The following is a 24,491-nucleotide window of genomic DNA, read 5'->3' as shown; positions in this document are numbered from 1 at the left end:
CTGAATTTCTTTTAGACATAAAAAAACCGAACTAATGAGTTCGGTTTTTTTATGTCTTGCTGACTGAGTATTAGCGAGAACGGTAAACAATACGACCTTTAGATAAGTCGTAAGGTGTTAGTTCTACTTTTACTTTATCGCCAGTCAAAATACGGATGTAGTTCTTTCTCATTTTTCCAGAAATATGAGCAGTCACTACGTGTCCGTTTTCAAGTTCTACGCGAAACATGGTGTTAGGCAGTGTATCAATGATAGTGCCTTCCATTTCTATGCTTTCTTCTTTTGCCACAATATGTGTCCTATGGTGTTATAAGTTTTTTAGTTCGTTCAAGCTTAAAGTCATTAATCATGCGCTTTTGCAGAACGACTACAGGTCTGAACTTTTGATGTCTCACCTGTTTAGGCGAAGTATAGTTCGACAGTATTTGCTTAGTTTGAATAAATACTAGGAAATACGCCTAAAAATTAATCGCGCATATTTTGCCTAAAATTTGCTGATTAGGCAAATGCTTCTCTGGAACAAGGCGTAAAATAAATCTATTGGTCAGTATAAAAAACGAAAACTTCGCACAATTAAAGATCTAAATGTGTCTGATTAATTAAATTTTGATTTTTTTCAGGCTTAGGTATTGCTTGCTGTAATTGTTGGATAAAGTTTTTGCGAGGTATCGAGCTAGCTCCCAGTGACATGAGATGCTCTGACTCTACTTGGCAATCGATATGTTCAATCCCTAATGCTTTAGCATTTAAACAAAGGCTATAGAGAGCGAGTTTGGACGCATTAGCTTCTAAGGAAAACATGGACTCTCCAAAGAAAAAACGGCCCATAGCAACACCATAGAAACCGCCTATTAACTGCTTGTCTTGCCATACTTCAATAGAGTGAGCATAACCTGCGTTATGGAGTTTAACAAAGGCAGACACTATTTCATCTGATATCCATGTACCCTCTTGCTCCTGCCTTAATTGAGCACAATGCTGAATCACGGTTTCAAATTCAGTGTTGATTCTTATCTGTCCAGAAAATTTACGGATATGCTTTTTTAAAGACTTTGAGCAGTGGAATTTGCTGGGATTAAGTTGGCATCTTAAAGAGGGATGCCACCATAAAATTGGGTCGGATTCGCTATACCAAGGGAAAAAACCATGTTGATAGAGATGTATTAAGCGTCCGTTTGATAAATCACCACCGATCGCAGCTAATCCATCTGGATCATCTAACGCCAAGTTAGGATCAGGAAGTTCTAATATGTCTTCTGAGAGGATTAAAAGCTGTTTTTGTTCGTTCATTTTTCGGGCTTTTTAACTAGAAATGATAAGTTATGTAAACGAAAATTCTATCAGAGTGCATCAAGAGAATAACGGCATTATGTCTAAAATCTTTAAAAAAAATTGGCTTAAGTCGAATAAAAGATGAAAATTGCAAAAAATAAGAAAAAAATGTTGATGAATGCTTGACCTACAAAGGAAAACTTGGTTTTAATCAACGCAGTCTTAAATGGCGTCAAATTCGAACTTAGGCAAAATGACCTTAGTGAGATGACGGTTGACTTTTTTGTACTAACTGTCATAAAAGTGACACTGCTGGGTTTTAGTATTTCAGAGTCGTTGATTTTTCAGCGTTTCTTCGATAGGTTAGTCAAAGCCTTTCGAAAGGTCTAAAAGCCAAAAAAATATAATATAAAGGGGAATCTTGAATGAAAGCGATTAAACTTGCTTCTATCTTTGCAGTATCTGCTGTTGCAGCTGCTGTTTCTACAACGACTATTGCAGCTGAGCCAGTTTTCTCTGGTACTGCTGGTGTTTCTTTTACTTCTGGTGCATCTAAAGATGACGTTAGTGGTACTGATGATGCCGAAATCGAAATTGCCATCGATACTGGTGTTGTTTACATGGAAGTTGAATTTTCTGTAACCGATACAGAAACTGTTACTACAGGTCTTGAAAAAGCTTACGTTACTCAAGGTGCTGTTCAATTTGGTCGTTTTGACGGAACTTTGGCAGATGCTGGTTTCTTGGGTATAGCAGAGAACTCTGCAATCGATCTAGTTAGTAACTCTGATACAGATGATACAGGTATTCGTTACTCAATTTCTGATGAATTAACAGTATCTATTGAAGCAACTCAAGCGAATGGTGTTGCTGACGCTTCTTCAGAAGTTGGTATGGCTTTATCTTATGTAGCTGATATGGGTCCTGGCACTTTCGGTATTTCTGGTGGTTCAGTTGGTGAATCAAACGCTGTTAACGCTGGTTATTCTATGGACCTAGGTGGAGCTACTGTAGCTGTTGCCTATGCAGTAGGTGAGCAAGTTGATACTGATAGTTCTTCAACTACTTATCAGCAAGTTTTAGATAAAACAAGTGCTGCTTTAAGTGTTGAAATGACTCCAAGTGATGCAACTACTCTAAACATTGAGTACACATCTAATACTTCTGAAACTATTGCGAACGTAGAGACAGACAAAGATGGTTTCTATGTATACGGTGATTACACAGCTGGTGATCTAACTTACTATGTAGAATACTATTCTAAAGATTTCGGTGACACTACTGAGATTGGTGTTAACGCTTCTTTCTAAGACCTACTTAATAAGTAATTCTTAGTATAGAAATCCAAAAAGCCAACCTTCGGGTTGGCTTTTTTTATGGTAAGCTAGTCCCTTCTAAAGCCCTTTTCATCATGTTTTTATAGTTCTCTTAGATGCTGCCGTTAATCTTTAAAGGGAACCTATTGAAATGGGTCTACATTTATTACTCTTTTTAGAATGGATACTTTTGTATGAGTGAGTCGTTACGATCACCTGCTATGACAACGATTACCAAACAAGGTTTAGGTTTATTTGCCTTGTTGATATTTCTTTTTTTCAGCTTTGCGACTTTTTCTTATGATGTTCATGATGCTGGCTGGTTCTACTCTGGTGATGGTTCTGCAACCCAAAATTCTATGGGGGCCATTGGTGCTACATTAACGGATATCCTTTCCGCCTTTTTTGGCTCTCTTTTTGTTACTTTCCCTTTCGTGTTTTTATTATGCGCTTTTGTCTGTTGGCGTAATATTAATCAATTGCAGTCTATTACTAATGTGTCTTTAGTAACCTTTGGTTGCCTTCTATATTTATCTGCTGGTTCTACGCTTTGTTTTTTGCATTCCATTGGGTATGACAACTTACAATATGGTCATGGTGGTATTCTTGGCCGAGCTTTAGGTGAATTGCTATTTTATTGGGTTGGGTATGATGGGGCGACACTGGTTAGTTTGGCTCTTTTTATTCTGTCCATAACCCTTATTAGCCAAGCTCACTGGGCGCTCATTGTTGAGAGGTTAGGTTTTTATGTACTCAAGGTGCTGAATAGCCTAAAAGCGAAACTCGAAAACAGACAAAAGAACAATTCAGAAGAAAAGAATGTTGACTATGATGATTCACTTGATGAATTGGATGAGCCTGCCTACAAGCGAAAACTAAAGAAGAGCAAGTTAGAATCGACAGGCACTTCGCCTAAAGTTGAGATTTCATCTGTACCTAATGAAATTGATGAGCCTTCATCTAATACTAACTCCGATAATAAAGGTAAAAAACTCTTTAATAGAGTCTCCTCACTGTTTAGATCTTCAGCAAAAGAAGTGTCTGAAGAAGGTGTTGCAAATTTAGATAGTCATAAATTAGATCAAAACACTAGAGTTAGTGATGACTCAAAATCTAGGGTTTCTAAATCAAAAGAAGAGCCAAACTTTGGGTCTTTTGATGATATTGCATTAGATGATGTTGATCTCGCGTTCAGTGATACCCTTTATATTGAAGATGAAAGTGACCTAGGGTTAGAAGGCTCAGATGTACGAGGCGATACGAATCAAATAACCGCCAAACAAGATAAAAATATTAAGAAACCTGAGAAAAGAATCACAGAAAGCGTTGAAAAGACCAGTGAAGTAACTCCCATTGAATCTCAAGAAAGTCAGCTTGCAGATGCTTTTAAACAGAAGAGTTTTGATAGTTTAGAAGAGAATACTTCAATTAGGGATGAGCTTGAGCGAATTGATGCTTCCCAGAGCAAACCAGCGGTAAAAACATTATCTGAAGCTAAACAGCTCGATAAGTTAGCAAGCCAAGAGCCTAATGGGCAGACTAAAGAGGCCGTGATGAGTTACTCACTGCCTGATAGGAGCGTTTTGACTCAACCACAGCCTAAAAAAGGTGGCTACTCAGAAGATGAGTTGCTTTCTTTATCTGCTTTATTAGAGCAAAGGCTAGCTGACTTTGGTGTAAAGGTTGAAGTGGTCGAAGTAAATCCTGGTCCTGTTATTACCCGATTTGAAATACAACCAGCGCCTGGAGTGAAGGTTTCTCGTATCACTAACTTAGCGAAAGATTTAGCGCGCTCTTTAAGTGTGATGAGCGTTCGCGTAGTTGAAGTGATAGCAGGTAAATCGACAATAGGTATAGAAATTCCTAATGATGTAAGGGATATTGTTTACTTTAGCGAAGTCATTAACTGTGATATTTACGACAATGCCACATCTCCTCTTACCATTTCTTTAGGGCATGATATTTCAGGTGAACCTGTTGTTGTTGATCTAGCCAAAATGCCGCATTTATTGGTTGCCGGCACAACGGGCTCTGGTAAGTCTGTTGGCGTTAACTCCATGATCATGAGTATGTTGCTCAAGTCATCCCCTGATCAAGTTAGAATGATCATGGTTGACCCTAAAATGCTGGAGCTCTCTATTTATGAAGGCATTCCTCATTTGTTAACCCCTGTTATCACGGATATGAAAGATGCAGCCAATGGACTTCGTTGGTCTGTCGATGAAATGGAACGTCGTTACAAGCTCATGTCTAAATTAGGGGTGAGAAATCTAGCTGGCTTTAATAAGAAAGTTAGAGAAGCTATAGAAGCGGGTAACCCGATTGAAGACCCATTATGGCAGCCAGAGCATGATGCAATGTTCTCTCAAGAGGGTGTTGCTAGAAGTGTTCCCCTGTTAGAGCCCTTACCATATATCGTCATTGTCGTGGATGAATTTGCTGATATGATGATGATAGTAGGTAAAAAAGTAGAAGAATTGATTGCTCGTATTGCCCAAAAAGCGAGGGCGGCAGGGATACATCTAATATTAGCGACGCAAAGACCTTCAGTAGATGTTATTACCGGTTTGATCAAAGCTAACGTGCCGACTCGAATGGCTTTCCAAGTGTCCTCAAAAATTGATTCGAGAACAATTTTGGATCAAGGTGGCGCTGATCAGCTATTAGGTCAAGGTGATATGCTTTATTTACCTGCTGGTCTTCCAACACCAATTCGAGTGCATGGTGCTTTTGTTTCTGATGAAGAAGTGCATGCAGTTGTTGAGGAATGGAAAAAGCGTGGAGAGCCTCAATATATTTCTGATGTTGTTGTTAACCCAGAAGATCTAATGACAGATTCTGGCTCGGAAGATAAAGATGCACTTTATGATGAGGCAGTTGCTATTGTAATTGAGACAAGAAAAGCCTCTATATCATCCATTCAGAGGCGATTAAAAATTGGTTATAACCGTGCTGCAAACTTAGTTGAGGCAATGGAAGCGGCTGGTTTGGTAAGTTCTATGGGAACTAACGGCCAGCGTGAAGTTCTGATACCAGAGTAGACTCGTTGTTATTTATTAGTCTGCTTATTGGTTATCTTTTTTATTAGGGTTTGAGATTTTAAAATGCAAAAAATATTAATTATGCTGATGTTGTCTTTAGGTATGAGTATCAGTGTAGCAAGTGAGCTTCTAACTCAATTACTAGAGTCGAATCGCAATATAGAAGGCGAATTTCGCCAGGTTACCTATGATGAGGAAGGCCTTCAATTACAGGCTAATGAAGGTGTCTTTCTGCTAGCAGAACCTAATCGCTTTGTATGGGATACGATTACTCCTTTCCCGCAAAGAATTATTTCTAATGGACAATGGATTACAGTTTGGGATGTAGATCTTGAGCAAGCGACACAAAAACCTCTTGAGGGTGCTTTAGGTAATTCGCCTGCTGCTTTATTAGGGCGCCCAGCTAACGATGTTTTGCCTCATTACGAAATTACTCAATTGGGGGAACAAAGGTTTAGATTAGAGCCTAAAGAAGAAGTAGACCTGTTTTCTACTCTGACACTTTCGTTTAGAAGTAATGACATTGAAGCTATGAGTATTCAAGATAGTTTGGGTCAAACCACTGTGATTGAATTTAATAATGTAGAGCATCACGATGGCGTTGCAGATGGTAACTTTCAAGTAGACTTGCCCGATGAAGTAGACTTATTGATTGAGCCAAGTTTGTTGGAGAAAACAGCGAAAGCAAAGGTTAATTAATGCAAGACTTGTTTGAAAGTCAATGGGATTTATATGAGCCGCTAGCCGCTCGTATGAGACCAAGAAGCCTATCTGACTACCTAGGTCAAGATCATCTGGTGGGTGACGGAAAGCCTTTAAAGAGGATGATAGAAACAGGTCGATGCCACTCTTTTATACTTTGGGGCCCTCCAGGTGTGGGTAAAACGACATTTGCCAAATTATTATCACATCAGTTACAGGCTCATTTCTTAGAGTTATCTGCCGTTATGTCTGGTGTTAAAGACATTAGAGCAGCCGTTGATCAAGCTAAGCAACATAAAATGATGAACTCAGGTCAAACTGTGTTGTTTGTTGATGAGGTACATAGATTTAATAAGTCCCAGCAAGATGCATTTCTGCCTTACATCGAAGATGGTACTTTTTTGTTCATTGGTGCCACAACTGAAAATCCTGCGTTTGAATTAAACTCAGCCTTACTTTCAAGGGCGAGGGTTTATAGCCTCAAGAAACCAACCCAAGCTATTATTCGACAAGGGCTTGAGCGAGCACTGATAGATCAAGAGCATGGCTATGGAAAGGATAATATTCTGATTGAAGCTAGCTTCATTGGTGCCATTGCCCATGCAGCAGATGGTGACGTAAGGCGATCACTTAACCTTCTCGAAGTTTTAGTCGATATGGCGACAGAAGAGGGTGGTAAAAAGCAAGTAACTGAAGCTCAGCTGGTTGATGTTTTAGGGCAATCTTATAGGGCCTTCGATAAAGGTGGCGATGCTTTCTATGATCAAATATCTGCATTTCATAAGTCAGTAAGAGGCTCATCTGCTGATGGTGCCCTTTATTGGATGGCGCGTATGCTAGATGGAGGTTGTGACCCTCTTTATATAGCAAGGCGTCTATTGGCAATTGCATCAGAAGATATTGGCAATGCAGATCCAAGAGCCTTACAAGTAGCCCTTAACGCATGGGATATTTACCATAGAGTAGGTCCTGGTGAAGGGAATAGAGCTATCGCACAAGCGGCTGTATATCTTGCCTGTGCGCCTAAGAGTAATGCGGTTTATAACGCTTTCAAACAAGCAATGTCCTTAGTTGCTGAGCAGCCAAGTCATGATGTTCCGAATCATTTACGTAATGCGCCTACTAAACTGGCAAAAGAAATGGGGCATGGAGAAGATTATCGATATGCTCATAATGAAGAGAATGCCTTTGCCGCAGGAGAGTCTTATTTGCCGCCAGAGCTAGTTGACCACACTTTCTATCATCCAACGGATAGAGGTTTAGAGAAAAAAATCTCAGATAAACTGGCATGGTTAAATGAGCTAAATGAGTCAAGTGCAAATAAGCGGTATGAATTTGATTCTCACAACCCTCATTATGATAATTCAGATCCATATTCTAATAATTAACCTTCTATTACCGACTAGATAAGAATCTTTATATGAGTGCATATTTGATGGTTGCTTTAGGTGGCGCTATTGGCGCTATGGGGCGATTTTCTGTTGCAAAATACTTTGCTCAGTTTAATCAAGGGGCTTTTCCGATAGCGACCTTTACTGTTAATGTCATTGGCTGCTTTGTAATGGGGGTGTTGTTTGTGCTTATGACGGAGCGCATCACAGCTTTAGAGGCTTATCGACCACTCTTAATGGTTGGGTTCTTAGGGGCTTTTACTACCTTTTCTACTTTCTCATTAGAAATAGTTGCGTTACTGAATCAGCAAGCTTGGCTTAGTGCGATCAGCTACTTATTATTAAGCTGTTTTTGTGGTGTTATTGGCACTTGGCTAGGAATATTAGCAGCAAGACTCATTTAATTGCAGAATATCATACATCTTATTGTTTAATGTTAAGTTAATCGTAGTAGTATAGTCGCCCTTAAATAATTTTATTAATTCTTGTTATGCGCCGTTATGTATAAATATAACCTTAGCGCTAACTCATAGAGGAAAGAGTTGCAGAAATGTTGGACATTAAAGCATTAAGAGCAGACCCAGAAGCGGTTGCTCTAAGTCTCAAGAAAAAAGGTTTTGAACTAGACGTTGCCGCTTTTGTTGGCCTAGAAGAGCGTCGTAAATCCATTCAGGTCGAAACTGAGAATCTGCAACAGTCCCGCAACTCTGTTTCTAAAGAAATTGGTATGGCCATGAAGGCTGGTGATAAAGACAAGGCGGCTGAGCTTAAAGCGCAAACAGCAACCTTGGGTGATGATCTAGCTAATGCGAAGGAGCAGCTTGCTCAAGTTCAGCATGATATGGATCTTATTCTTGCTAGTATTCCTAATGTGCCTCACGAATCAGTTCCAGCTGGTGCGACAGAAGACGATAACGTAGAAATTCGCCGTTGGGGTGATATTCGTGAATTTTCTTTTGAGCCTAAGGATCACGTAGATCTAGGTGAGCACTTAGGGCAACTAGACTTTGAAGCTGCAGTTAAATTAACAGGTTCTCGTTTTGCTGTTATGAGACAAGACTTAGCGCGTCTACACCGTGCCTTGACTCAATTTATGATTAATACCCATGCAGATGAGCATGGTTATAGTGAAGTTTATGTTCCTTACCTAGTTAACGAGCATTCTTTAAAAGGAACAGGTCAGTTACCAAAGTTTGAAGCTGATTTGTTTAAGGTGCCAGTCGATAAAGAAAGTGGTAATAATGATCTTTACCTTATCCCGACAGCTGAAGTACCTGTAACCAATTTGGTGCGTGACGAGATCTTAAATGATGCAGAACTTCATAAAAAGTTTGTTGCTCATACGCCTTGTTTTAGAAGTGAAGCGGGAAGTTATGGTCGTGATACGCGTGGTATGATTCGCCAGCATCAATTCGAAAAAGTTGAATTAGTGCATGTTTGTCGCCCAGATCGTTCAGAGCAAGTGCTTGAAGATTTGGTCCAAGATGCTGAAGTTATTTTGAAGAAGTTAAACCTGCCTTATCGTACAGTAATACTGTGTGGTGGAGATTTAGGTTTCTCTGCACACAAAACTTATGATATTGAAGTGTGGCTACCAGGTCAGGGCAAATATCGTGAAATTTCATCTTGTTCTAATATGGGAGACTTCCAAGCGCGTCGTATGCAAGCTCGCTGGCGTAATCCGGAAACAGGTCGTCCAGAATTGGCACATACCTTGAATGGTTCTGGTCTTGCTGTTGGTAGAACTTTAGTTGCTGTACTTGAGAACTATCAAAACGAAGATGGCTCTGTTGATGTGCCTGAGGCGCTTGTGCCTTATATGGGTGGAAAAACTAAGTTGAGTGCGAATCAAAATTAATTTAGTTCAACTAAACTAATTTATAAAGGACGCCTCTCATTACAGAGGCGTTTTTTTTGACAAATATTTTGAGAAAAATTATGAGTGGTAAGGTTTATTTAGTTGGGGGCGGTCCAGGTGATCCAGAGTTATTAACATTGAAAGCCCATAGGATATTAACTCAAGCTGATGTCGTTCTTTATGATCGCTTAGTTGGTGATCAAATTATTGCACTGATTCCTGATAGTGCCGAAGCCTTATATGTTGGTAAGGCTAAATCAAAGCATAGCCTGCCTCAGGAAGATATTAATAAGCTTTTGTGTGAAAAAGCGGCTGAGGGCAAGTGTGTTGTTCGCTTAAAAGGGGGAGACCCTTTTATTTTTGGACGTGGTGGCGAAGAGATAGAAGAGTTGGTGGATGCCGGTGTTGAATTTGAAGTCATCCCAGGGGTAACGGCTGCTGCTGGCTGTGCTGCTTATGCAGGCATACCACTAACTCATAGAGATTATGCGCAATCCGTGCGCTTTGTAACCGGGCATTTAAAAGATGGCTCAACAGACCTTCCTTGGGGTGAGCTAGTACATCCAGCACAAACTTTAGTGATTTATATGGGGTTAACTGGTCTTGCTGAAACCGCTGAGGAGCTGGTTGCTCATGGAATGAATAAAGATATGCCTGTTGCTGTGGTTGAGAAAGGGACAACACTTTCTCAAAGAGTTTTCACTTCTAATATTTGTGAGATTAACCAAGTAGTAATAGATAATGAAGTAAAATCACCTAGCTTATTAATTATAGGTGACGTAGTTAAGCTGCAAATGCGTTTATCTTGGTTTAAGCCATAAGTTGAAGTTAGAAGCTGCCTATAAACTATAGCTATTGATAGAACAATTTATAGGCAGTTAGCAGGTTTGGGTAAGCCTGCAAGTTTTGCGATCAGTTTTGCCGGACTACCAGGAAATAGCTGCATTAAGTAGATACTTTTGCCTTTATCGCTCCCAAGCTTTTTGCTAACGGCTTTTACTAAAGGTCTCATAGCAGGAGAGACTTCATATTCTTGATAAAAGTCTCGCAATAGGAATATTATTTCCCAGTGTTCATCCGTTAAGATGATTTCTTCCTGATCCGCTAAATAAGATGTTAGCTCTTCAGACCAATCTTCAAGCTTGATCAGATAACCTTCTTGGTCTAATAATGTTTCAAATGCTGTCATATCTTGCTACCAAGCTGTGTGCTGTTCAAATTTACTGGTTAACTCTAACCATTCTTCATTGTTAATAATATCGAGACTTTCAGCAATGAGGGCATAGGTTTTTATGTCTTGCTCTAAAGCATAAATTTTAATATTTAAACTATTTGCTTTTCTAAATAAGGATTCATCTTTATCTGCTTTAAGTACGCCTTCTTCAATGAGTAATATGGCATCATTCTGCTGCAAACTTAAAAGAATCTCATGCTCAGTATTGGCTGGGTAATTGGCTTTATTTAGTTGATGTAAACGCGGCATGCTTAAAACCTAAAAGTGTGTTGGTAACGAGTTAGCATGTCTTTCCACTCTAATTCAGACAGACTAGATGCAAGAGAAGTAATTTCTATACCTTCTTTAGGTATTTGTGACTCAGGAAGATAGAGGTTGTCGATATCATAAAATTCGAAACTGGCTAGCATTTTATAAAGTGCTTTACCTTGGCTCTCATCTGGTGATTGGTTTTGATGAAGAAGAGCGATACCAGCACCCGAAAAAGCTAGATCTACATCTTGTTCAAATGTAGCTAGAACCATAGCTAGGTCTAGTGCTTCTTTTACTGCCAGTCCCGTATAAGGAGAGCTGGTGATATGTATGAGAGTTTTACCCATCTTGTGCTCACTTAAAACTAATTATTTTGTCACAATCATTCATAAAGGATACAAAGGTGCCAAGGCCCTCAAGTTGGAATTGAGAGGCTAAACTTGCACTTTCTAGCTCATACCTTTCACTTTCAGATTCGCTAATGATGCCACGCCTTACAGCTGCTGCAATGCAAAGTGTCAGCTCAATGCCATAGTCTTTTGACAGTGTTTGCCAAGCCGCTTGAATATCAAACTCATCTCTTGGGCATTGATTAAAGCGATTGCCAATAAGCACGGCATCCTGATAGAAAAACACACCCTTTAATTGGTGTTCTTTGCTCGCAATGATTGTTTTGGCAAAAGATAAAGCTGAGTGGCAGGCTTTTGTTTGAAAAGGTGAACCATGGATGAAAAGTGCGTAAAGCATGTTAGGGCCTAACAAAAGGTTATATGACGATCAAAAAAACTAAAGGCCACATATGCGGCCTATAGTTATGGGGCTATTTGCTAGTTTACAATAAACAACTAGTCGTCGTTAGCCATGCCTAAAAGAGCTAGCAAGCTAAGGAATAGGTTGTAGATAGAGATAAATAGAGTCACAGTGGCCATTACATAATTGGTCTCACCGCCTCTTACGATTTCGCCTGTTTGATACAGAATCATAGCAGCAGAGAACAGTGCGAAGCCTGCTGAGATAAAGATTTGTAGTGCTGGGATTTGAACAAAAAAGCCAAGAACCATGGCAAACAATAGAACAAACACACCAACAGTCAAAAAGCCTTTTAGAAAGCTGAAATCTTGTTTAGAGATTAATGCATAAGCAGAAAGGCCTAAGAAAGCTAAACCTGTTAAGCCCAAAGCGTTCATAACTAAAGACGTGCCGTTAGGCAAACTTAGATAAGCGTTTAAGATCGGTCCAATGGTAATTCCCATAAAACCTGTTAGAGCAAAAACTAAAACAATGCCTAGCCCAGAGTTTTGAAATTTACTAATGAAAAATAGTAGGCCGTAAAAACCAACTAGGGTAATGATTAGTCCTGGGTGAGGTAAGTTGAATGCCATACTAGCGCCTGCAGTGAAGGCACTAAAAAGTAGTGTTAATGACAAAAGTCCATAAGTGTTTCTTAAAGTTTTGTTTGCCGCTTCTTGTGTTTGGCTTGAACTGATTGCATCGGTATAACGCATCATAATCTCCATTAAGGTCAAATCTATATAGCTAATATGGAGACGCTGGCCATAAAACTCAAGTGTTTGTGCGTAATTTCCTTGTATTGCTTTGTTAAAAACGTGGGGAAATAAGTAGGAGATAAAAAAAACACCGCTAATAAGCGGTGTTTTATGAAAATTAATATGATTTGATTTAGATCAAGATGCGACCATAGGTTTTTGGTGGTTCGCACTTTTTCGGGTTTTATGTTTATCAATCTGTCTCGCCAGTTTTTCTGTCATGGCATCAATTGCATGGAACAGGCGGTTTTCAGAAACAGCAGCTGCAAAAAGCTCTTTACCTGGAAGATGAATGGTTGCTTCTGCTTTTTGTTCATTATTGTCTTGCATGAGAGTGACATGGATAGTGGTGATTTGATCACTAAGTCTACCTAGTTTATCCATTTTTTCATTGATGTGTTCTTTTAGAGCGGGAGTGACGTCGACGTGGTGTCCAGTAATATTGATTGTATACATACAACTTTCTCCTTGGCAAAGTTGGACCGTTAAAATAGGTTTTTTAAAAATAAAAACCACACGGCACAGTTTCAGCATAGAATTCTGATAAATGCCTGTCAATACGCTTTAATCACTCTGTAACAAATAAATGTTTAAGCCCTAGATGATTTTTAAAGCATCCTTTTAGTGCTTCAAATAAGTCAATTTGCTACACTGCATTTTGATTTAAAGACAATTGAAGTAGATAGATAAAATGCCCAGCAACGATTTTATATTGCCGATTTCATTTCGCACAGCTCAAGAGATTGGTCTGGAAGAATCTGTTTTAATTGCGTTTTTAGAACAGCATGCTTTCATGTTATCAAGTCGAGTACTTAGTTTCGAAATGTCTGTTTTAGCGGCCCAACTTCCGTTCTGGACTGGTCCTATGTTGCAGCGTATTTTTTCAAACCTACAAGCTAATCAAGTGTTAAATTTTCAGCGTGAAAACGGGAAGTTAATCGTCTATTTAGATGGTCAAGGGCAAATGCAAGACCCTGAACCTAAAGTAAACAGTCAAACTTATCATGCAGCCACAGCTGTGCCGTCAAGCTCTGAATCTTCGCAATCAAATGATGAGTTAGTTGATAGAATTGGTCGTTTACAAAGGCAGGCTAAAACTCAACCTTCAGTTAACCCTGACCCGTCAAGGTTAAAAAGCCGCAAGAATTTGGCTAGTTCTCATATGCAATATGCGAACAAACAAGGGCAAGGACAATATCCAGCAGCGTCTGAATCTCCTCCAAGGTCGGCAACCAATTCGTGGCCTGGCGCTCATAAAAGCCAAGAAGATAAACGTCGCGGAGTGTCTGACTTCGATCTATATTTAGAGCAGAAAGAAAGAACTCGTCAACCTGATCAGTGGCAACCTGAAGAGAGTACCTTAGAGCAAATTTCGCAGGCTGGAATTAATCGTCAATTTGCATTACAACTGCTCGCAGAATTCTTGTTACGGATAAAAGAACAAAGAAAGAATGTACGCACTTGGAACAGCGAATTTTTCAAATATGTAAAACGTCAATGGCAATATAAACAATCGGATAGATCCTCGCATGAAGGCACCCAAGGCAGCTCATACACTAATCGAACCTCTAAAGAACAAGTTAGCGATGCACTCACAAACATCCACGACACAGACTGGTAGTCAAGAGCGCAGTCAGCAATCACAACAAGAAAGTTCGGATGCCCAGCAGCAAACTCGAGTTTTGGTTAATATGCTTTTTGCTCGTTTTAAAGCAATTTATACACACAAATTTGCGTCTGCCTATGCGAACCCCGATGAAGTAAAACTAGCTAAAAGAGAGTGGGCAATAGCTATAAAAGGCTTTAAAGAGCCACTCTTGGCTTATGCTGTTGAAAGGTCGAAAGAGACTTATGCATGGCCGCCAACTATCGCTGAATTTTTACAGCTTATTTCAAAGGCCTACGGGGCTTATGGTTTAGTTGATACGAGAACAGCCTACCTTGAAGCGAGCCAATGTCGCATTAATCCATTAGAGTTCTCTTGGTCTCATCCTGCGGTTTATCATGCTGGAGCTGCTACTGGTTGGTATAGCTTAAAGTCGGATGAAGAATCTAAAACATGGCCGGCTTTTGAAAAAAACTATAATGAACAAGTTGATAAAATCGTTCAGGGCCAAGTTTTGGTTATACCAAGTGTGCCCCTGATTGAAAACCGTCAAGAAGATCATCTTGCTAGTTTGATTCCAGACTTGATGCAAAAAACAGGTTTGCCTGAAGGGGATATTGCTTGTTTGCTTTATTACCTTAAAAAAACCAAAGGAACACAAATAAGAGCAAGATATCGTGCTAAAAGCCAAGCCGATTTAGCTGAAAAAGGATTTGACCTGCAACTACCTGAATAAAGGTGAATGGTTAACTAACTTTACGTAATTGTTTGAATTATAAGTGTTTCACCCTACTTGGGTGGGCTCCAATTGTGTTGATTTGTTTTTTTGACATCTATTTTGACAAAACAATTTTAAATACAAGAAATAATCCCTTATATTGAAAACTTGAAAGCGTAAAATAGAGGTGAAATTAGGTGCTGAAAGTATTAATTGTTGATGATCACGAAATTGTCAGTACTGGGATCAGTCGCATGTTACAGGATGTGTCCAATTTGCAAGTTGTAGGTTGTGCCGCAAGTGGTGAAGAAGCTATTTCACTTACTAAAGAGCAACAACCGGATATTGTACTTATGGATGTTCACATGCCGGGTATTGGTGGCTTGGGTGCAACCAAAGAAATTAAACGTTTGGTACCAAAAACAAAAGTCATTGCGCTTTCTGCCTTAGATGATAACCCCTATCCTACCAAGCTGATCGAAGCGGGTGCTTCTGGTTATATTACTAAAGGTATCGCCTTAGATGAAATGATAGGCGCGATTGAAAAAGTCGCTAAAGGTGGCAAGTACATAAGTTCTGATGTTGCTCAAAAAATGGCTCTATCTCAAATGTCCAAAGAGGAAGGGGAGACACCATTAGATAGCTTATCAGACCGTGAACTACAGATTGCTCAAATGATAGTAGACTGTCGCAAAGTTCAAGATATAGCTGAAAAGCTGAACTTAAGCGCAAAGACGGTTAATACCTACCGTTATCGTATGTTTGAAAAACTGTCTATTGGCAGTGATGTAGAATTAGCTCGTCTGGCAATGCGCCATAACTTATTAGGTGTTGGCGCTGTTGATTAAGTCTAATCGATAGCCGTCCTGATTAAGTCCTCTCTCTAGGGTCAACAAACACTCTGAATTTTGCTACATTATGGAACACACCATCTAACCTAAAATTAGGTGTTCTAGATTGATTATATTTGGCTGTTTGAGGTTTGTTTGACTCACATTGAATTTGATGCAAAACATTTTATTAGCAACCTTACGACCCGACCAGGGATCTACCGCATGTACGGTAAAGGTGAGTTACTTTATGTGGGTAAGGCAAAAAACTTAAAGAACCGTGTTTCTAGTTATTTTAGAAACACAGGTCTCTCGACAAAAACCATGGCCTTGGTTAACCGCATTGATGATATAGAAGTAACCCTAACCAAGAGCGAGACAGAAGCGCTTTTGTTAGAGCAAACGTTAATCAAGCAACATAGACCACCTTATAATATTTTATTAAGGGATGATAAATCCTATCCCTATATTCTCCTGTCTCAACATCAGCATCCTGCTTTGCTGTTTCGTCGTGGTGGTAAGTCTGAAGAAGGTAAATTGTTTGGCCCTTTTCCGAGTGGCACAGCGGTTAGAGAAAGCCTTACGACCATGCAGAAAGTCTTCAAAGTGCGCCAGTGTGAAGATAGCTATTATGCCAATCGATCTCGTCCATGCCTCCAATATCAAATTAAGCGTTGCTCTGCACCTTGCGTAGATCTCATTACAGACGAGGAGTACGCCAAAGATGTGCGTCATACACGTATGTTTTTAGAGGGAAAAGACCAAGAATTAGTCAGTGAAATTACCCAAAATATGAGCGCTGCCGCAGCTGAGATGGAATTTGAGCGAGCCGCGGAATTAAGAGACCAAATTACTCAGCTTAAACATATTCAAGAACAACAATACGTTTATGGGCAATCGGGTGAGGCAGATGTGCTTGCCGCTCTGATTCAGCCTGGTGGGCATTGCGTTCATCTTATGATGATTCGAGGGGGCAAGGTTGTTGGGAGTAAAAGCTACTACCCTAAAATGCCACTTGAGATGAATGAAGGTGAGTTATTAACTAACTTTATTGCCCAATCCTATATAGGCGGTGCTCAAGAGTTACCTAAGGCGTTAATTTTGAGTCACGAGCCTAGTGACACCGAAGTGCTTACAGCTGCCATATTTGAAAGTACCTTAAAAAAGGTTGAGATCACCTGCAACGTAAGAGGACAGAGAGCCAGATGGCTTGACCTTGCTAAGTTAAATGCTGAGCAAGGTCTGCAAACCCGTTTATTGGATAAAAAGCATCACTTTAGCCGAGTAACTGCTTTGCAAAAGCTATTAGGTTTGTCTGAGCCACCAAAACAAATGGAATGTTTTGATATCAGTCATTCTAGTGGTGAAGCAACGGTTGCTTCCTGCGTTGTGTTTGGGCCAGAAGGGCCAGATAAAAAGCGTTATCGTTCTTTTAATATAGAAGGCGTAGAACCCGGTGATGATTACGGTGCAATGAAGCAGGCATTAACAAGACGCTATAAACGAGTTAAGTCCGGTGAATTAGAAGCGCCAGATGTTCTCTTAGTCGACGGTGGTAAAGGTCAGTTAACCCAAGCCGAAGAGGTATTGAGTGAGTTAGGCCTAAACCAAATCTTTTTATTAGGTGTGGCAAAAGGCGAAACTCGAAAACCAGGGTTGGAAACTCTTTATATAGGTTGCAAGGAAGATGAGGTAGTATTGCCTCCTGATTCAGCCGCTTTGCATCTCATACAGCACATTCGTGATGAAGCGCACAGGTTTGCGATAAAAACCCATAGAAAAAGACGAGATAAAAAGCGTCGACACTCTACTTTAGAAGGGATTCCAGGAGTAGGCCCAACTCGTCGTAAAAGTTTATTAACGGCTTTTGGTGGAATACAAGAGTTAAAAGCCGCGAGTCAGGAGGAGATAGGTAAGGTAAAAGGTATCAGTAGTAATATGGCGCAAGAAGTTTACCGCTTTCTCCATCAAACATAAGTGTTATGATGATGTTACTAAATAGCATCATCCTTAAAAATACATCGTATTAACGAAAAATCAGCTCAAGCTATTGATTAGCAAAAAAGACTAAGCAGAAAATAAATGAATATACCGAATATTTTGACGTCTATCCGAATTTTTATGATACCCATTTTGGTTGTATTGTATTACTTGCCTTGGGATGGACGTTATGTAACTTGTGCTGCCGTATTTGCCGCCGCAGCAATAACCGATTGGCTAGATGGTTATTTAGCGAGAAAGTTGAACCAAACATCTGCTTTTGGTGCTTTCTTCGATCCAGTTGCAGATAAGCTTATGGTGTCAATTGCACTTGTGCTACTTGTCGAAAGTTATGCAAACCCATTAATGACAGTAGCCGCTGCCGTGATCGTTGGTCGTGAAATTGTCATTTCAGCTCTAAGAGAATGGATGGCAGAAATGGGGAAGCGAGCAAGTGTAGCTGTTTCTTACGTCGGCAAGCTCAAAACAAGTATGCAAATGTTAGCCATCTTTATTTTATTGGGTAATGAACCAGATACTAAATGGGCAAGCCTAGGTGAAATTGTACTGATTCTTGCTGCGTTATTAACGCTTTGGTCTATGTATGTTTACCTAAAAGCAGCTTGGCCACACCTAGCGCCATCAGTATCGGATAAAAAATAATCACTTAGAACAATTATTGATCTAAAAAGAAATAAAACGCTAAGTTAATGGATTTATTTAGAATTATTGCTTGACGCAGGATCAGAAATACATAGAATATGCACCATCTTCTGAACGCGGGAATAGCTCAGTGGTAGAGCACAACCTTGCCAAGGTTGGGGTCGCGAGTTCGAGCCTCGTTTCCCGCTCCAGTAGAAGATAATCTGATTTAAGGCCGGATGGCAGAGTGGTCATGCAGCGGACTGCAACTCCGTCAACGCCGGTTCGATTCCGACTCCGGCCTCCATAATCAGAGCATGTAGCAAAAGCTAGATGTGCCCGGGTGGCGAAATTGGTAGACGCACAAGACTTAAAATCTTGCGGTAGTAATACCGTACCGGTTCGATTCCGGTCCCGGGCACCATTTGGTGCCTTTTTTTATGCCTAAAATAAATTCAAACTTCCTCAATACCTCGCCAATTCTGGCTTATAGCGCTTTCAGCTAACTTATCTAAATTGTTTACTTTCCCTATCTTATTTTCTCTCTTTGATTAACACTTAAAACTCACAAGCGATCCTCTTATTATTGCCGTAGTAGCGAATAAGGAGTAGCGCATAAGCTGCTTAAATCTATTAACCTTTATTTTTTGCGATTAGACTGATGTAAACAAAGTGCTGCTTTTTATCTTGTGGCACTAGCAAGGTTAGGTATTCAATTATGCTAATAAACATTAATGATTACTCCTTACAAGGCCATGTAAGTCGCTCAAATGCTTATCTTACCTTCAAGCCTACACTTCCATTAAATAATTGGGTGCAGGAGTTTTGGCAGCTCAATGTCCCTATGGGTAGGTATTTTTATCGTAGTGTTCCAGATAACTGTGTAGATATAATTTACAACATTACATCACCTGAAGAGGCCTTCATTGTCACGCCATTCTCCACTGCTAAAATATTTGAAATGACAGGGCCAGTGTCATATTTTGGTATGCGTTTTCGTGTCTTAGGGCATCAAGGGATCATTAAGGCACCACTGGGAGAGTGGAGCAACAAAGATAATGTCACGGATTTAAATGACGTTTTCCCCAGACATTTAACTAATGTGCTAAATGACTGTGCCTATCAGAGCATGCCATTCCAAAATCGTTGCAACTTCATATCCGAGGTCTTGCTTAGTGTCTTGCGTCCAAGTGAAGTAGATAAACGCTTAATCCGTTATTTATTGTATTGTGACCAACACCATGATTCGAATATGGATTTATCTGATAAGCAGTGTTCGGAATTTGGTTTGTCCGCTCGCCATCTTAGACGACTAACCTCTCAATATTTAGGGCTTACGCCGAGGGGTTTTGCTAAGGTCTTTCGCTTTCAAAAAACACTAAGAACCATGAATACTAAAGGCTGTGTTAATGCTTGGACGAACCATTATTACGATCAAGCTCACTTCAATCGAGACTTTAAAAAACTGTCAGGTGTAACCCCAAGTGAATTTCAAGTTATGTCCGCTTTGTACAATACAGATTGAGTTTAAAAAACAATAATTTGGTTTTTAAAAATCTAATCTGAGGAGAAAGTGTAATGATAGACGTTGATGCTATGTTTCCTGTCATGGTGACAAATGATCTAAAAGCCGTAAAACAGTTTTATGAGACCGTTTTTGGTTTTACTGCGGTATTTTATGACTCAAACTTTTACCTTCACTTGATATCACCCAACAAGAGCATTCAGCTAGGTTTTCTATTGCCAAACCTAGTAAACCAGCCAGAATTTCTACATCCAATCATGTCTACCGAAGGGTATGTTATATCTCTAGAAGTTAAAAATGCATCTTTGGCTTATTCAGAAGCCAAAGAAATGGACCTAAATATAGCCATGGCTCTAAAGCAAGAAGAGTGGGGGCAAATTCATTTTATGATACAGGACCCAGCAGGTATTCATGTCGATGTGGTACAGCATCTAGCGCCAGCAGCTAACTAGTTATTAACCGATAAGAGTGGCTAAGCAGAAAGTAATACATGACTTTCTGCTTAGCCTGATGCTATGTGAATGAGAGTGCTATATGAATAAAATGGAAATAGTTTTTTGGGGAGATCTAATCAAACATTAGCTAAAATTGTTCAAACTTTTCCTATGGAATGCTTGATAGATCTTATTGGGTCGTCATAATCTTAGGAAAATAGACGTTTTTTTTGATCTTTTTTGAAATGGTTGTGTTTTTAGAGTTTTGATTTGCTTGATATAATTAGAAAAGTCGCAGGGGCGGGGCGTGCAATTATATGATTGAGGTAATGAATTTTTTTGAGTTAAAGCATTATATAAACTAGCCTCGAAGAGTAGCATGTGCCTCATTGGCTACTTTCAAGGCGTAGTTGCTAATATGAAAATATTATTGCTTTTTTGCGGGTTATTTAAAATTCATACCTTAAATAAATAAGCTTATTTTTATTTATTAAGTAATATAAAACGGTAAAAATAGATGAAAATATAAAAGCATACTGAAATATTGTTATGAGAAAATTTATTGGAAAGAAGTAGGTATAAGAAGAATAAAATATTAACCAGCTAGGTATGTAGTTAAATACTAAATTAGTGACAGATAAAATCAAAAAAATAAGTATTGAATAACTAAAGTGTTGAAAGAATTTCCTAGATAAAATTTTAAATGATTTAACTGGGTAGATATAAGATTTACAAGGAGCACACATTTTCGCTTTAATATTATGTTCATTGTAACAATTGGGACAAGTGAGGGTTTGATTTTCCATAAATTCTCTCTTTTAAGTAAAGTGCTAAACTAATTGATTTATTTCATAAAAAAGATGAATGAGGCGTAGAAAAACTGCGCCTCATTTGGTCTATGCACTAGGTGCAGATCGCCAGTGAGAGATAACATTCTCCCATCTGCCAAACCTATATCTAGGGTAAGACCTTACGTGAATGCTTTTAGTCTGAGACATAATAAAGCTCCTGTAAGTTTAAAGAGGAGGGATCTCTATTGTGTTTTAAGTTGACTAAGGCTAGTATCAAACACGTAACATATTTGGTGTAGCCAGCAGGAGAGACCTCCTCGGTATATGCCTGAAAGTAAAAATTGTGGTGATTTTTACTCTTCAACTTAAATACTAAAATAGGTTTTCATTGTGGTGATGAAAGCCTATTTTTCTTTCCGGACTCCCTTAAAGGGTGTCTTATCAGATGTTTTTATATCCATAAACTGTCCTGTTTCAGCATCTCTTTTTACCCAATGTCCGCTAGGCATTTGAGTTTGCGAACGTTTTCGTACTGCACCATGCCGGCGGTTATCGCCTGATTGTCCATTTTTTGCCATTAGCTTTTTCCTCTGTGTTAGATATTTTTAACGAATAGATGATTTAATATCTAACGCAATAGTAACTATACTCATAATAATGGGTCAAGCTCTTTGTTGGAAATATCCATACAAAAGTGTTACTTTATTTTAACGAAAAGCATATAGTTATAATTTTACTGTTTATTTATACAGTATATTGAGTGTATTATTATATGATATCGTTTGATATATCTAACAATGGAGTGTTCAGGGTAAAATTTGTAAGATGAATTTTAACGCGTGTGTTTGTTCTGTACTTACAAAAATTACTAGGATATGATCTGCACCGAAATTTACTATGGAGAAAACACATGACTTTAGCTGAAAAATTAACAGAATTGAGAGTGGCAAAAAATGTCTCGCTTCAAACTGTTGCAGATGCTGTAGGTGTGTCTAAACCCCATATCTGGGAATTAGAAAAGGGAAAAGCTAAGAACCCATCACTAGAACTACTAAAGAAGCTTGCTGTATACTACGTAACCTCATTAGATGATCTTGTTGGCATAGGTAAAAAGCAAGATAATGATGATTTACAGGTTATGTTCAGAGAATTTGATACTAAGAACCTAACTCCAAAGGATTTAGATGTTATCAAGCAAGCCCTAAAAATGGCTATGGCGTTGATTGATACGGAGAAAAATAAAGAAGGAACTTAATGATTACATTGGATGATGTAAGGCTTGATGACTATTTTACACCACATGACATAGCAAATGAAATTTATAGACAGCTCCCCGAGCTGTCTTTTCCTGTACCGATATTTGAAATCGCTTATCAGTGTCGAATCGAACTTATTCGAAACTTTGAGGATTTTGCTTTAGGAGAGTCTATAAAAGACTATCCAGAGGGATATTGGACAACTCCAAAAGATGAGTTTGATATTGGTATTATTTTATATAAAGACCATGAGATAGCTCCATACCGTAAACACTTCACAATCGCACACGAATTAGGTCACCACCTATTACCTTTGCACCGTAATACTGCTTCCTTTAACGATTTAAAAGAGTTTTATGCATTAAGCGAAGAACAAAAAAAAGAAAAAGTTCTTAAACTCACTAAAGAAGGTAAGATTGAAAGTGAAGAGTTTGAAAAAGAAGCAAATAAGTTTGCAAACCTAATCTTATTACCTAAACACTTACTGATTAAAGAGTTTGAAGGCAAAGAGTTTTGCTTAAGGTATTTGAATGAAGTCTCACATCTTACGCAAGTCAGCTTCTCAACGGTTGCAAACCGATCTTGTTCAATTCTAAAAGACAAAGCTATTGCCTTAATCCACGCTGAAAATGGTGTTTGTAATTATACTTGGTCAAATAAAGATAATTTACCAGGCTTGTTACGGGTAGGAAAAAAACAACCTCTTCCTAAAGACAGTATTTTCGCTAACCATAAAGGTGAAACATACGAGCACTTTACTGAAAAAGAGCCTGTAGATGTTCAAACTTGGTTTTCAGATATTGAAGATGGCTTTGATAAGATCGTTTTTGAACAAACGTATTATCAAAAAAAGGGGTTCTCAATCACGCTAGTTATTATTGAGTAGTTTTCTATTACCCCACTAACGCTTTTCGCAGTTCGTCTTGCAGTTTTTCTATTTGAATGGTGATTGTGTGTTTGTGTTCGGGTTGTAGATCTGAGGTGTCTTTTAGGGGCTCTTTTTTAGGTAAGTTTGATCATTTCTAGACTTAACTGAATTAGATAGTGGTGATGTGTTCCATGGTCGCGCTCCTTGCGTTATTTATCTTTTAAAGGCTCGTTGTTGTTCTCATCCTAAGTACGAACAGCGAGCTTAGCCAGTCCTTGGCTACTTCATTTGCTCTTCTAATCTAGCTTATCCTCAGTGCTCTCAAGGCTTTCTGTTAGTTAGTTTGATTCACATTTAAATCAATGACTTGTAGGTGTTGGAAAAGTTAGAAAGTACTCACTAAAAAGCGTAAAGTTCTATAAATTAAGAATGTCTGTCCATGTAAAATACTTCTCATCTACCATAAAGTATTATGAAGTTGAGGTGGGAGTGGCGTTTAAATGCAGTGAAGTTAATCGAAATGAAGTAGCCATATTGTTGGAAAAATAAATAAGCTTAGCTGGCACATTATTAAAATTTATAGAACTGGATTAACTCTATATGAATGCTATAAAAAATGATGATCAATCTGATTACTTAATTCACCTTGTTGGCAAAGAAAACCCTTATGAAACATTTATGAGAATATTATCATCTGGAAAAGTTTGCTCTAAAAATTCGTTTGGATATAAAAAAGAGTGTCACAAAAAGAACTCAATATGCTTTAGTGAAATTCCACCTAAATTTTTAAAGAAACTAGTGAATAGAAGGTACAACTACGGAATAGTGTTTAAGAAAGACTGGCTTCTAAAAGTAGGTGCTCAACGAGTTTGGTATGTAGAAAAAGATAGCAAAGAGCATATATCACTTACTCACCTTTCAAATAATTTAAGCGGGTTAGATAAAGAGTATTTCTTTGACTTGGCTCCATTTATTGACATTCCAGGGGAGTATGGCAGTTCAAGATATCGTTTCGAATGGGAAAGAGAGTGGAGAATCATTGGTGACTTATCATTTGCTCCAGATGATGTGGCATTTCTAATATTGCCATGTGACGTACATGAGCATGCACGTAGTTTTTTTGCTGATGCAGAGGAAGAGCAAGTAGGTCCTAATTATGACTGCCCATACTACGACCCATTAAAAGATCAATTTAGTAATAAAAAATAGTGAGCGTAGCCAATCTTTG

General features: G+C 38.8%; 26 protein-coding genes and 3 tRNA genes. 20 read left to right on the top strand and 9 right to left on the bottom strand.

The genetic code is table 11. The features are described from left to right. Nucleotides 1-70 precede the first annotated feature (70 nt). Nucleotides 71-289 carry a translation initiation factor IF-1 gene (infA, locus tag OA91_RS08300; RefSeq protein WP_009835335.1) on the bottom strand — a complete coding sequence of 73 codons (219 nt, stop codon included), beginning with the start codon at nt 287-289 and terminating at the stop codon, nt 71-73. A gap of 284 nt (nt 290-573) precedes the next feature. Continuing rightward, nucleotides 574-1,290, bottom strand: a complete 717-nt coding sequence (gene aat / locus OA91_RS08295) for a leucyl/phenylalanyl-tRNA--protein transferase (RefSeq protein ID WP_063337558.1) — start codon at nt 1,288-1,290, stop codon at nt 574-576. A gap of 407 nt (nt 1,291-1,697) precedes the next feature. Here aat and OA91_RS08290 point away from each other — a divergent pair, with 407 nt between their 5' ends. From OA91_RS08290 to cobA, 7 genes are all read left to right on the top strand, one after another. Next, nucleotides 1,698-2,582: a hypothetical protein gene (locus OA91_RS08290; RefSeq protein ID WP_063337557.1), complete on the top strand. Its 885-nt coding sequence runs from the start codon at nt 1,698-1,700 to the stop codon at nt 2,580-2,582. Between the two features lie 200 nt (nt 2,583-2,782). Beyond that, on the top strand, nt 2,783-5,629 hold the full coding sequence (locus OA91_RS08285; RefSeq protein ID WP_063337556.1) for a DNA translocase FtsK 4TM domain-containing protein: 2,847 nt from the start codon (nt 2,783-2,785) through the stop codon (nt 5,627-5,629). A gap of 63 nt (nt 5,630-5,692) precedes the next feature. Continuing rightward, entirely contained in the window at nt 5,693-6,328 is a 636-nt protein-coding gene (lolA, locus tag OA91_RS08280; protein WP_063337555.1) for an outer membrane lipoprotein chaperone LolA, read from the top strand. After that, nucleotides 6,328-7,719 (top strand): replication-associated recombination protein A, encoded by a 1,392-nt coding sequence (locus tag OA91_RS08275; RefSeq protein WP_063337554.1) that lies wholly within the window; start codon nt 6,328-6,330, stop codon nt 7,717-7,719. The genes lolA and OA91_RS08275 overlap by 1 nt, the downstream gene beginning before the upstream one ends. Before the next feature lie 32 nt (nt 7,720-7,751). Next, nucleotides 7,752-8,126, top strand: coding sequence for a fluoride efflux transporter CrcB (crcB, locus tag OA91_RS08270; protein WP_046019243.1), 375 nt, complete (start codon nt 7,752-7,754; stop codon nt 8,124-8,126). A 146-nt stretch (nt 8,127-8,272) separates the two neighbouring features. Further along, on the top strand, nt 8,273-9,580 hold the full coding sequence (gene serS / locus OA91_RS08265; protein WP_046019244.1) for a serine--tRNA ligase: 1,308 nt from the start codon (nt 8,273-8,275) through the stop codon (nt 9,578-9,580). Nucleotides 9,581-9,636: 56 nt separating this feature from the next. Continuing rightward, a complete protein-coding gene (cobA, locus tag OA91_RS08260; RefSeq protein WP_231870340.1) occupies nt 9,637-10,401 on the top strand; it encodes a uroporphyrinogen-III C-methyltransferase in 765 nt (254 codons plus the stop codon). A 47-nt stretch (nt 10,402-10,448) separates the two neighbouring features. On the opposite strand, the gene OA91_RS08255 is transcribed toward cobA, so the two are convergent. The 6 genes from OA91_RS08255 to hpf all read right to left on the bottom strand — a co-directional run bounded on the left by OA91_RS08255 (nt 10,449) and on the right by hpf (nt 13,069). Then, on the bottom strand, nt 10,449-10,769 hold the full coding sequence (locus OA91_RS08255; RefSeq protein WP_063337552.1) for a TusE/DsrC/DsvC family sulfur relay protein: 321 nt from the start codon (nt 10,767-10,769) through the stop codon (nt 10,449-10,451). A gap of 6 nt (nt 10,770-10,775) precedes the next feature. Further along, nucleotides 10,776-11,063 carry a DsrH/TusB family sulfur relay protein gene (locus OA91_RS08250; RefSeq protein WP_046019247.1) on the bottom strand — a complete coding sequence of 96 codons (288 nt, stop codon included), beginning with the start codon at nt 11,061-11,063 and terminating at the stop codon, nt 10,776-10,778. Between the two features lie 2 nt (nt 11,064-11,065). Further along, complete coding sequence (locus tag OA91_RS08245) at nt 11,066-11,413, bottom strand: DsrE family protein (RefSeq protein ID WP_063337551.1); 348 nt, start codon at nt 11,411-11,413, stop codon at nt 11,066-11,068. Between the two features lie 7 nt (nt 11,414-11,420). Continuing rightward, nucleotides 11,421-11,813, bottom strand: coding sequence for a sulfurtransferase complex subunit TusD (tusD, locus tag OA91_RS08240; protein ID WP_063337550.1), 393 nt, complete (start codon nt 11,811-11,813; stop codon nt 11,421-11,423). Between the two features lie 98 nt (nt 11,814-11,911). Continuing rightward, on the bottom strand, nt 11,912-12,571 hold the full coding sequence (locus OA91_RS08235) for a Bax inhibitor-1/YccA family protein (protein WP_063337549.1): 660 nt from the start codon (nt 12,569-12,571) through the stop codon (nt 11,912-11,914). Nucleotides 12,572-12,751: 180 nt separating this feature from the next. After that, a complete protein-coding gene (gene hpf, locus OA91_RS08230; protein ID WP_046019251.1) occupies nt 12,752-13,069 on the bottom strand; it encodes a ribosome hibernation-promoting factor, HPF/YfiA family in 318 nt (105 codons plus the stop codon). A 235-nt stretch (nt 13,070-13,304) separates the two neighbouring features. Between hpf and OA91_RS08225 the strand changes: the two genes are divergently transcribed. From OA91_RS08225 to OA91_RS08180, 10 genes are all read left to right on the top strand, one after another. Next, a complete protein-coding gene (locus tag OA91_RS08225; RefSeq protein ID WP_063337548.1) occupies nt 13,305-14,234 on the top strand; it encodes a DnaT-like ssDNA-binding domain-containing protein in 930 nt (309 codons plus the stop codon). Further along, the gene (locus tag OA91_RS08220) at nt 14,200-14,955 is read left to right on the top strand and encodes a replication protein P (protein ID WP_082827829.1); all 756 of its coding nucleotides are present in this window, start codon (nt 14,200-14,202) and stop codon (nt 14,953-14,955) included. Before OA91_RS08225 ends, OA91_RS08220 begins: the two co-directional genes overlap by 35 nt. Nucleotides 14,956-15,134: 179 nt before the next feature. After that, entirely contained in the window at nt 15,135-15,785 is a 651-nt protein-coding gene (gene uvrY, locus OA91_RS08215; RefSeq protein WP_046019253.1) for a UvrY/SirA/GacA family response regulator transcription factor, read from the top strand. A 138-nt stretch (nt 15,786-15,923) separates the two neighbouring features. Then, entirely contained in the window at nt 15,924-17,744 is a 1,821-nt protein-coding gene (uvrC, locus tag OA91_RS08210) for an excinuclease ABC subunit UvrC (RefSeq protein WP_063337547.1), read from the top strand. A 105-nt stretch (nt 17,745-17,849) separates the two neighbouring features. After that, nucleotides 17,850-18,410 (top strand): CDP-diacylglycerol--glycerol-3-phosphate 3-phosphatidyltransferase, encoded by a 561-nt coding sequence (pgsA, locus tag OA91_RS08205; RefSeq protein WP_063337546.1) that lies wholly within the window; start codon nt 17,850-17,852, stop codon nt 18,408-18,410. Between the two features lie 116 nt (nt 18,411-18,526). Continuing rightward, nucleotides 18,527-18,601: transfer RNA gene (locus OA91_RS08200), tRNA-Gly, on the top strand. 21 nt (nt 18,602-18,622) lie between these two features. Next, nucleotides 18,623-18,696 (top strand) — tRNA-Cys (locus OA91_RS08195). A 30-nt stretch (nt 18,697-18,726) separates the two neighbouring features. Then, nucleotides 18,727-18,813 (top strand) — tRNA-Leu (locus OA91_RS08190). A gap of 294 nt (nt 18,814-19,107) precedes the next feature. Beyond that, nucleotides 19,108-19,914, top strand: a complete 807-nt coding sequence (locus tag OA91_RS08185; protein WP_063337545.1) for a helix-turn-helix domain-containing protein — start codon at nt 19,108-19,110, stop codon at nt 19,912-19,914. A 53-nt stretch (nt 19,915-19,967) separates the two neighbouring features. After that, nucleotides 19,968-20,366, top strand: a complete 399-nt coding sequence (locus tag OA91_RS08180; protein WP_063337544.1) for a VOC family protein — start codon at nt 19,968-19,970, stop codon at nt 20,364-20,366. A 1,177-nt stretch (nt 20,367-21,543) separates the two neighbouring features. Here OA91_RS08180 and OA91_RS24410 read toward each other — a convergent pair. Next, nucleotides 21,544-21,717 (bottom strand): hypothetical protein, encoded by a 174-nt coding sequence (locus OA91_RS24410; RefSeq protein WP_197477771.1) that lies wholly within the window; start codon nt 21,715-21,717, stop codon nt 21,544-21,546. A 332-nt stretch (nt 21,718-22,049) separates the two neighbouring features. Between OA91_RS24410 and OA91_RS08175 the strand changes: the two genes are divergently transcribed. From OA91_RS08175 to OA91_RS08165, 3 genes are all read left to right on the top strand, one after another. Beyond that, the gene (locus OA91_RS08175; RefSeq protein WP_063337543.1) at nt 22,050-22,394 is read left to right on the top strand and encodes a helix-turn-helix domain-containing protein; all 345 of its coding nucleotides are present in this window, start codon (nt 22,050-22,052) and stop codon (nt 22,392-22,394) included. Further along, nucleotides 22,394-23,281, top strand: coding sequence for an ImmA/IrrE family metallo-endopeptidase (locus OA91_RS08170; protein ID WP_063337542.1), 888 nt, complete (start codon nt 22,394-22,396; stop codon nt 23,279-23,281). The genes OA91_RS08175 and OA91_RS08170 overlap by 1 nt, the downstream gene beginning before the upstream one ends. 582 nt (nt 23,282-23,863) lie before the next feature. Then, nucleotides 23,864-24,472 (top strand): abortive infection system antitoxin AbiGi family protein, encoded by a 609-nt coding sequence (locus OA91_RS08165; RefSeq protein ID WP_063337541.1) that lies wholly within the window; start codon nt 23,864-23,866, stop codon nt 24,470-24,472. The last annotated feature ends 19 nt before the right edge of the window (nt 24,473-24,491 follow it).

The organism is Marinomonas sp. SBI8L, from assembly GCF_001624705.1.
Classification (GTDB): Bacteria; Pseudomonadota; Gammaproteobacteria; order Pseudomonadales; family Marinomonadaceae; genus Marinomonas.
This window is presented reverse-complemented; position numbering and strand designations above follow the sequence as displayed.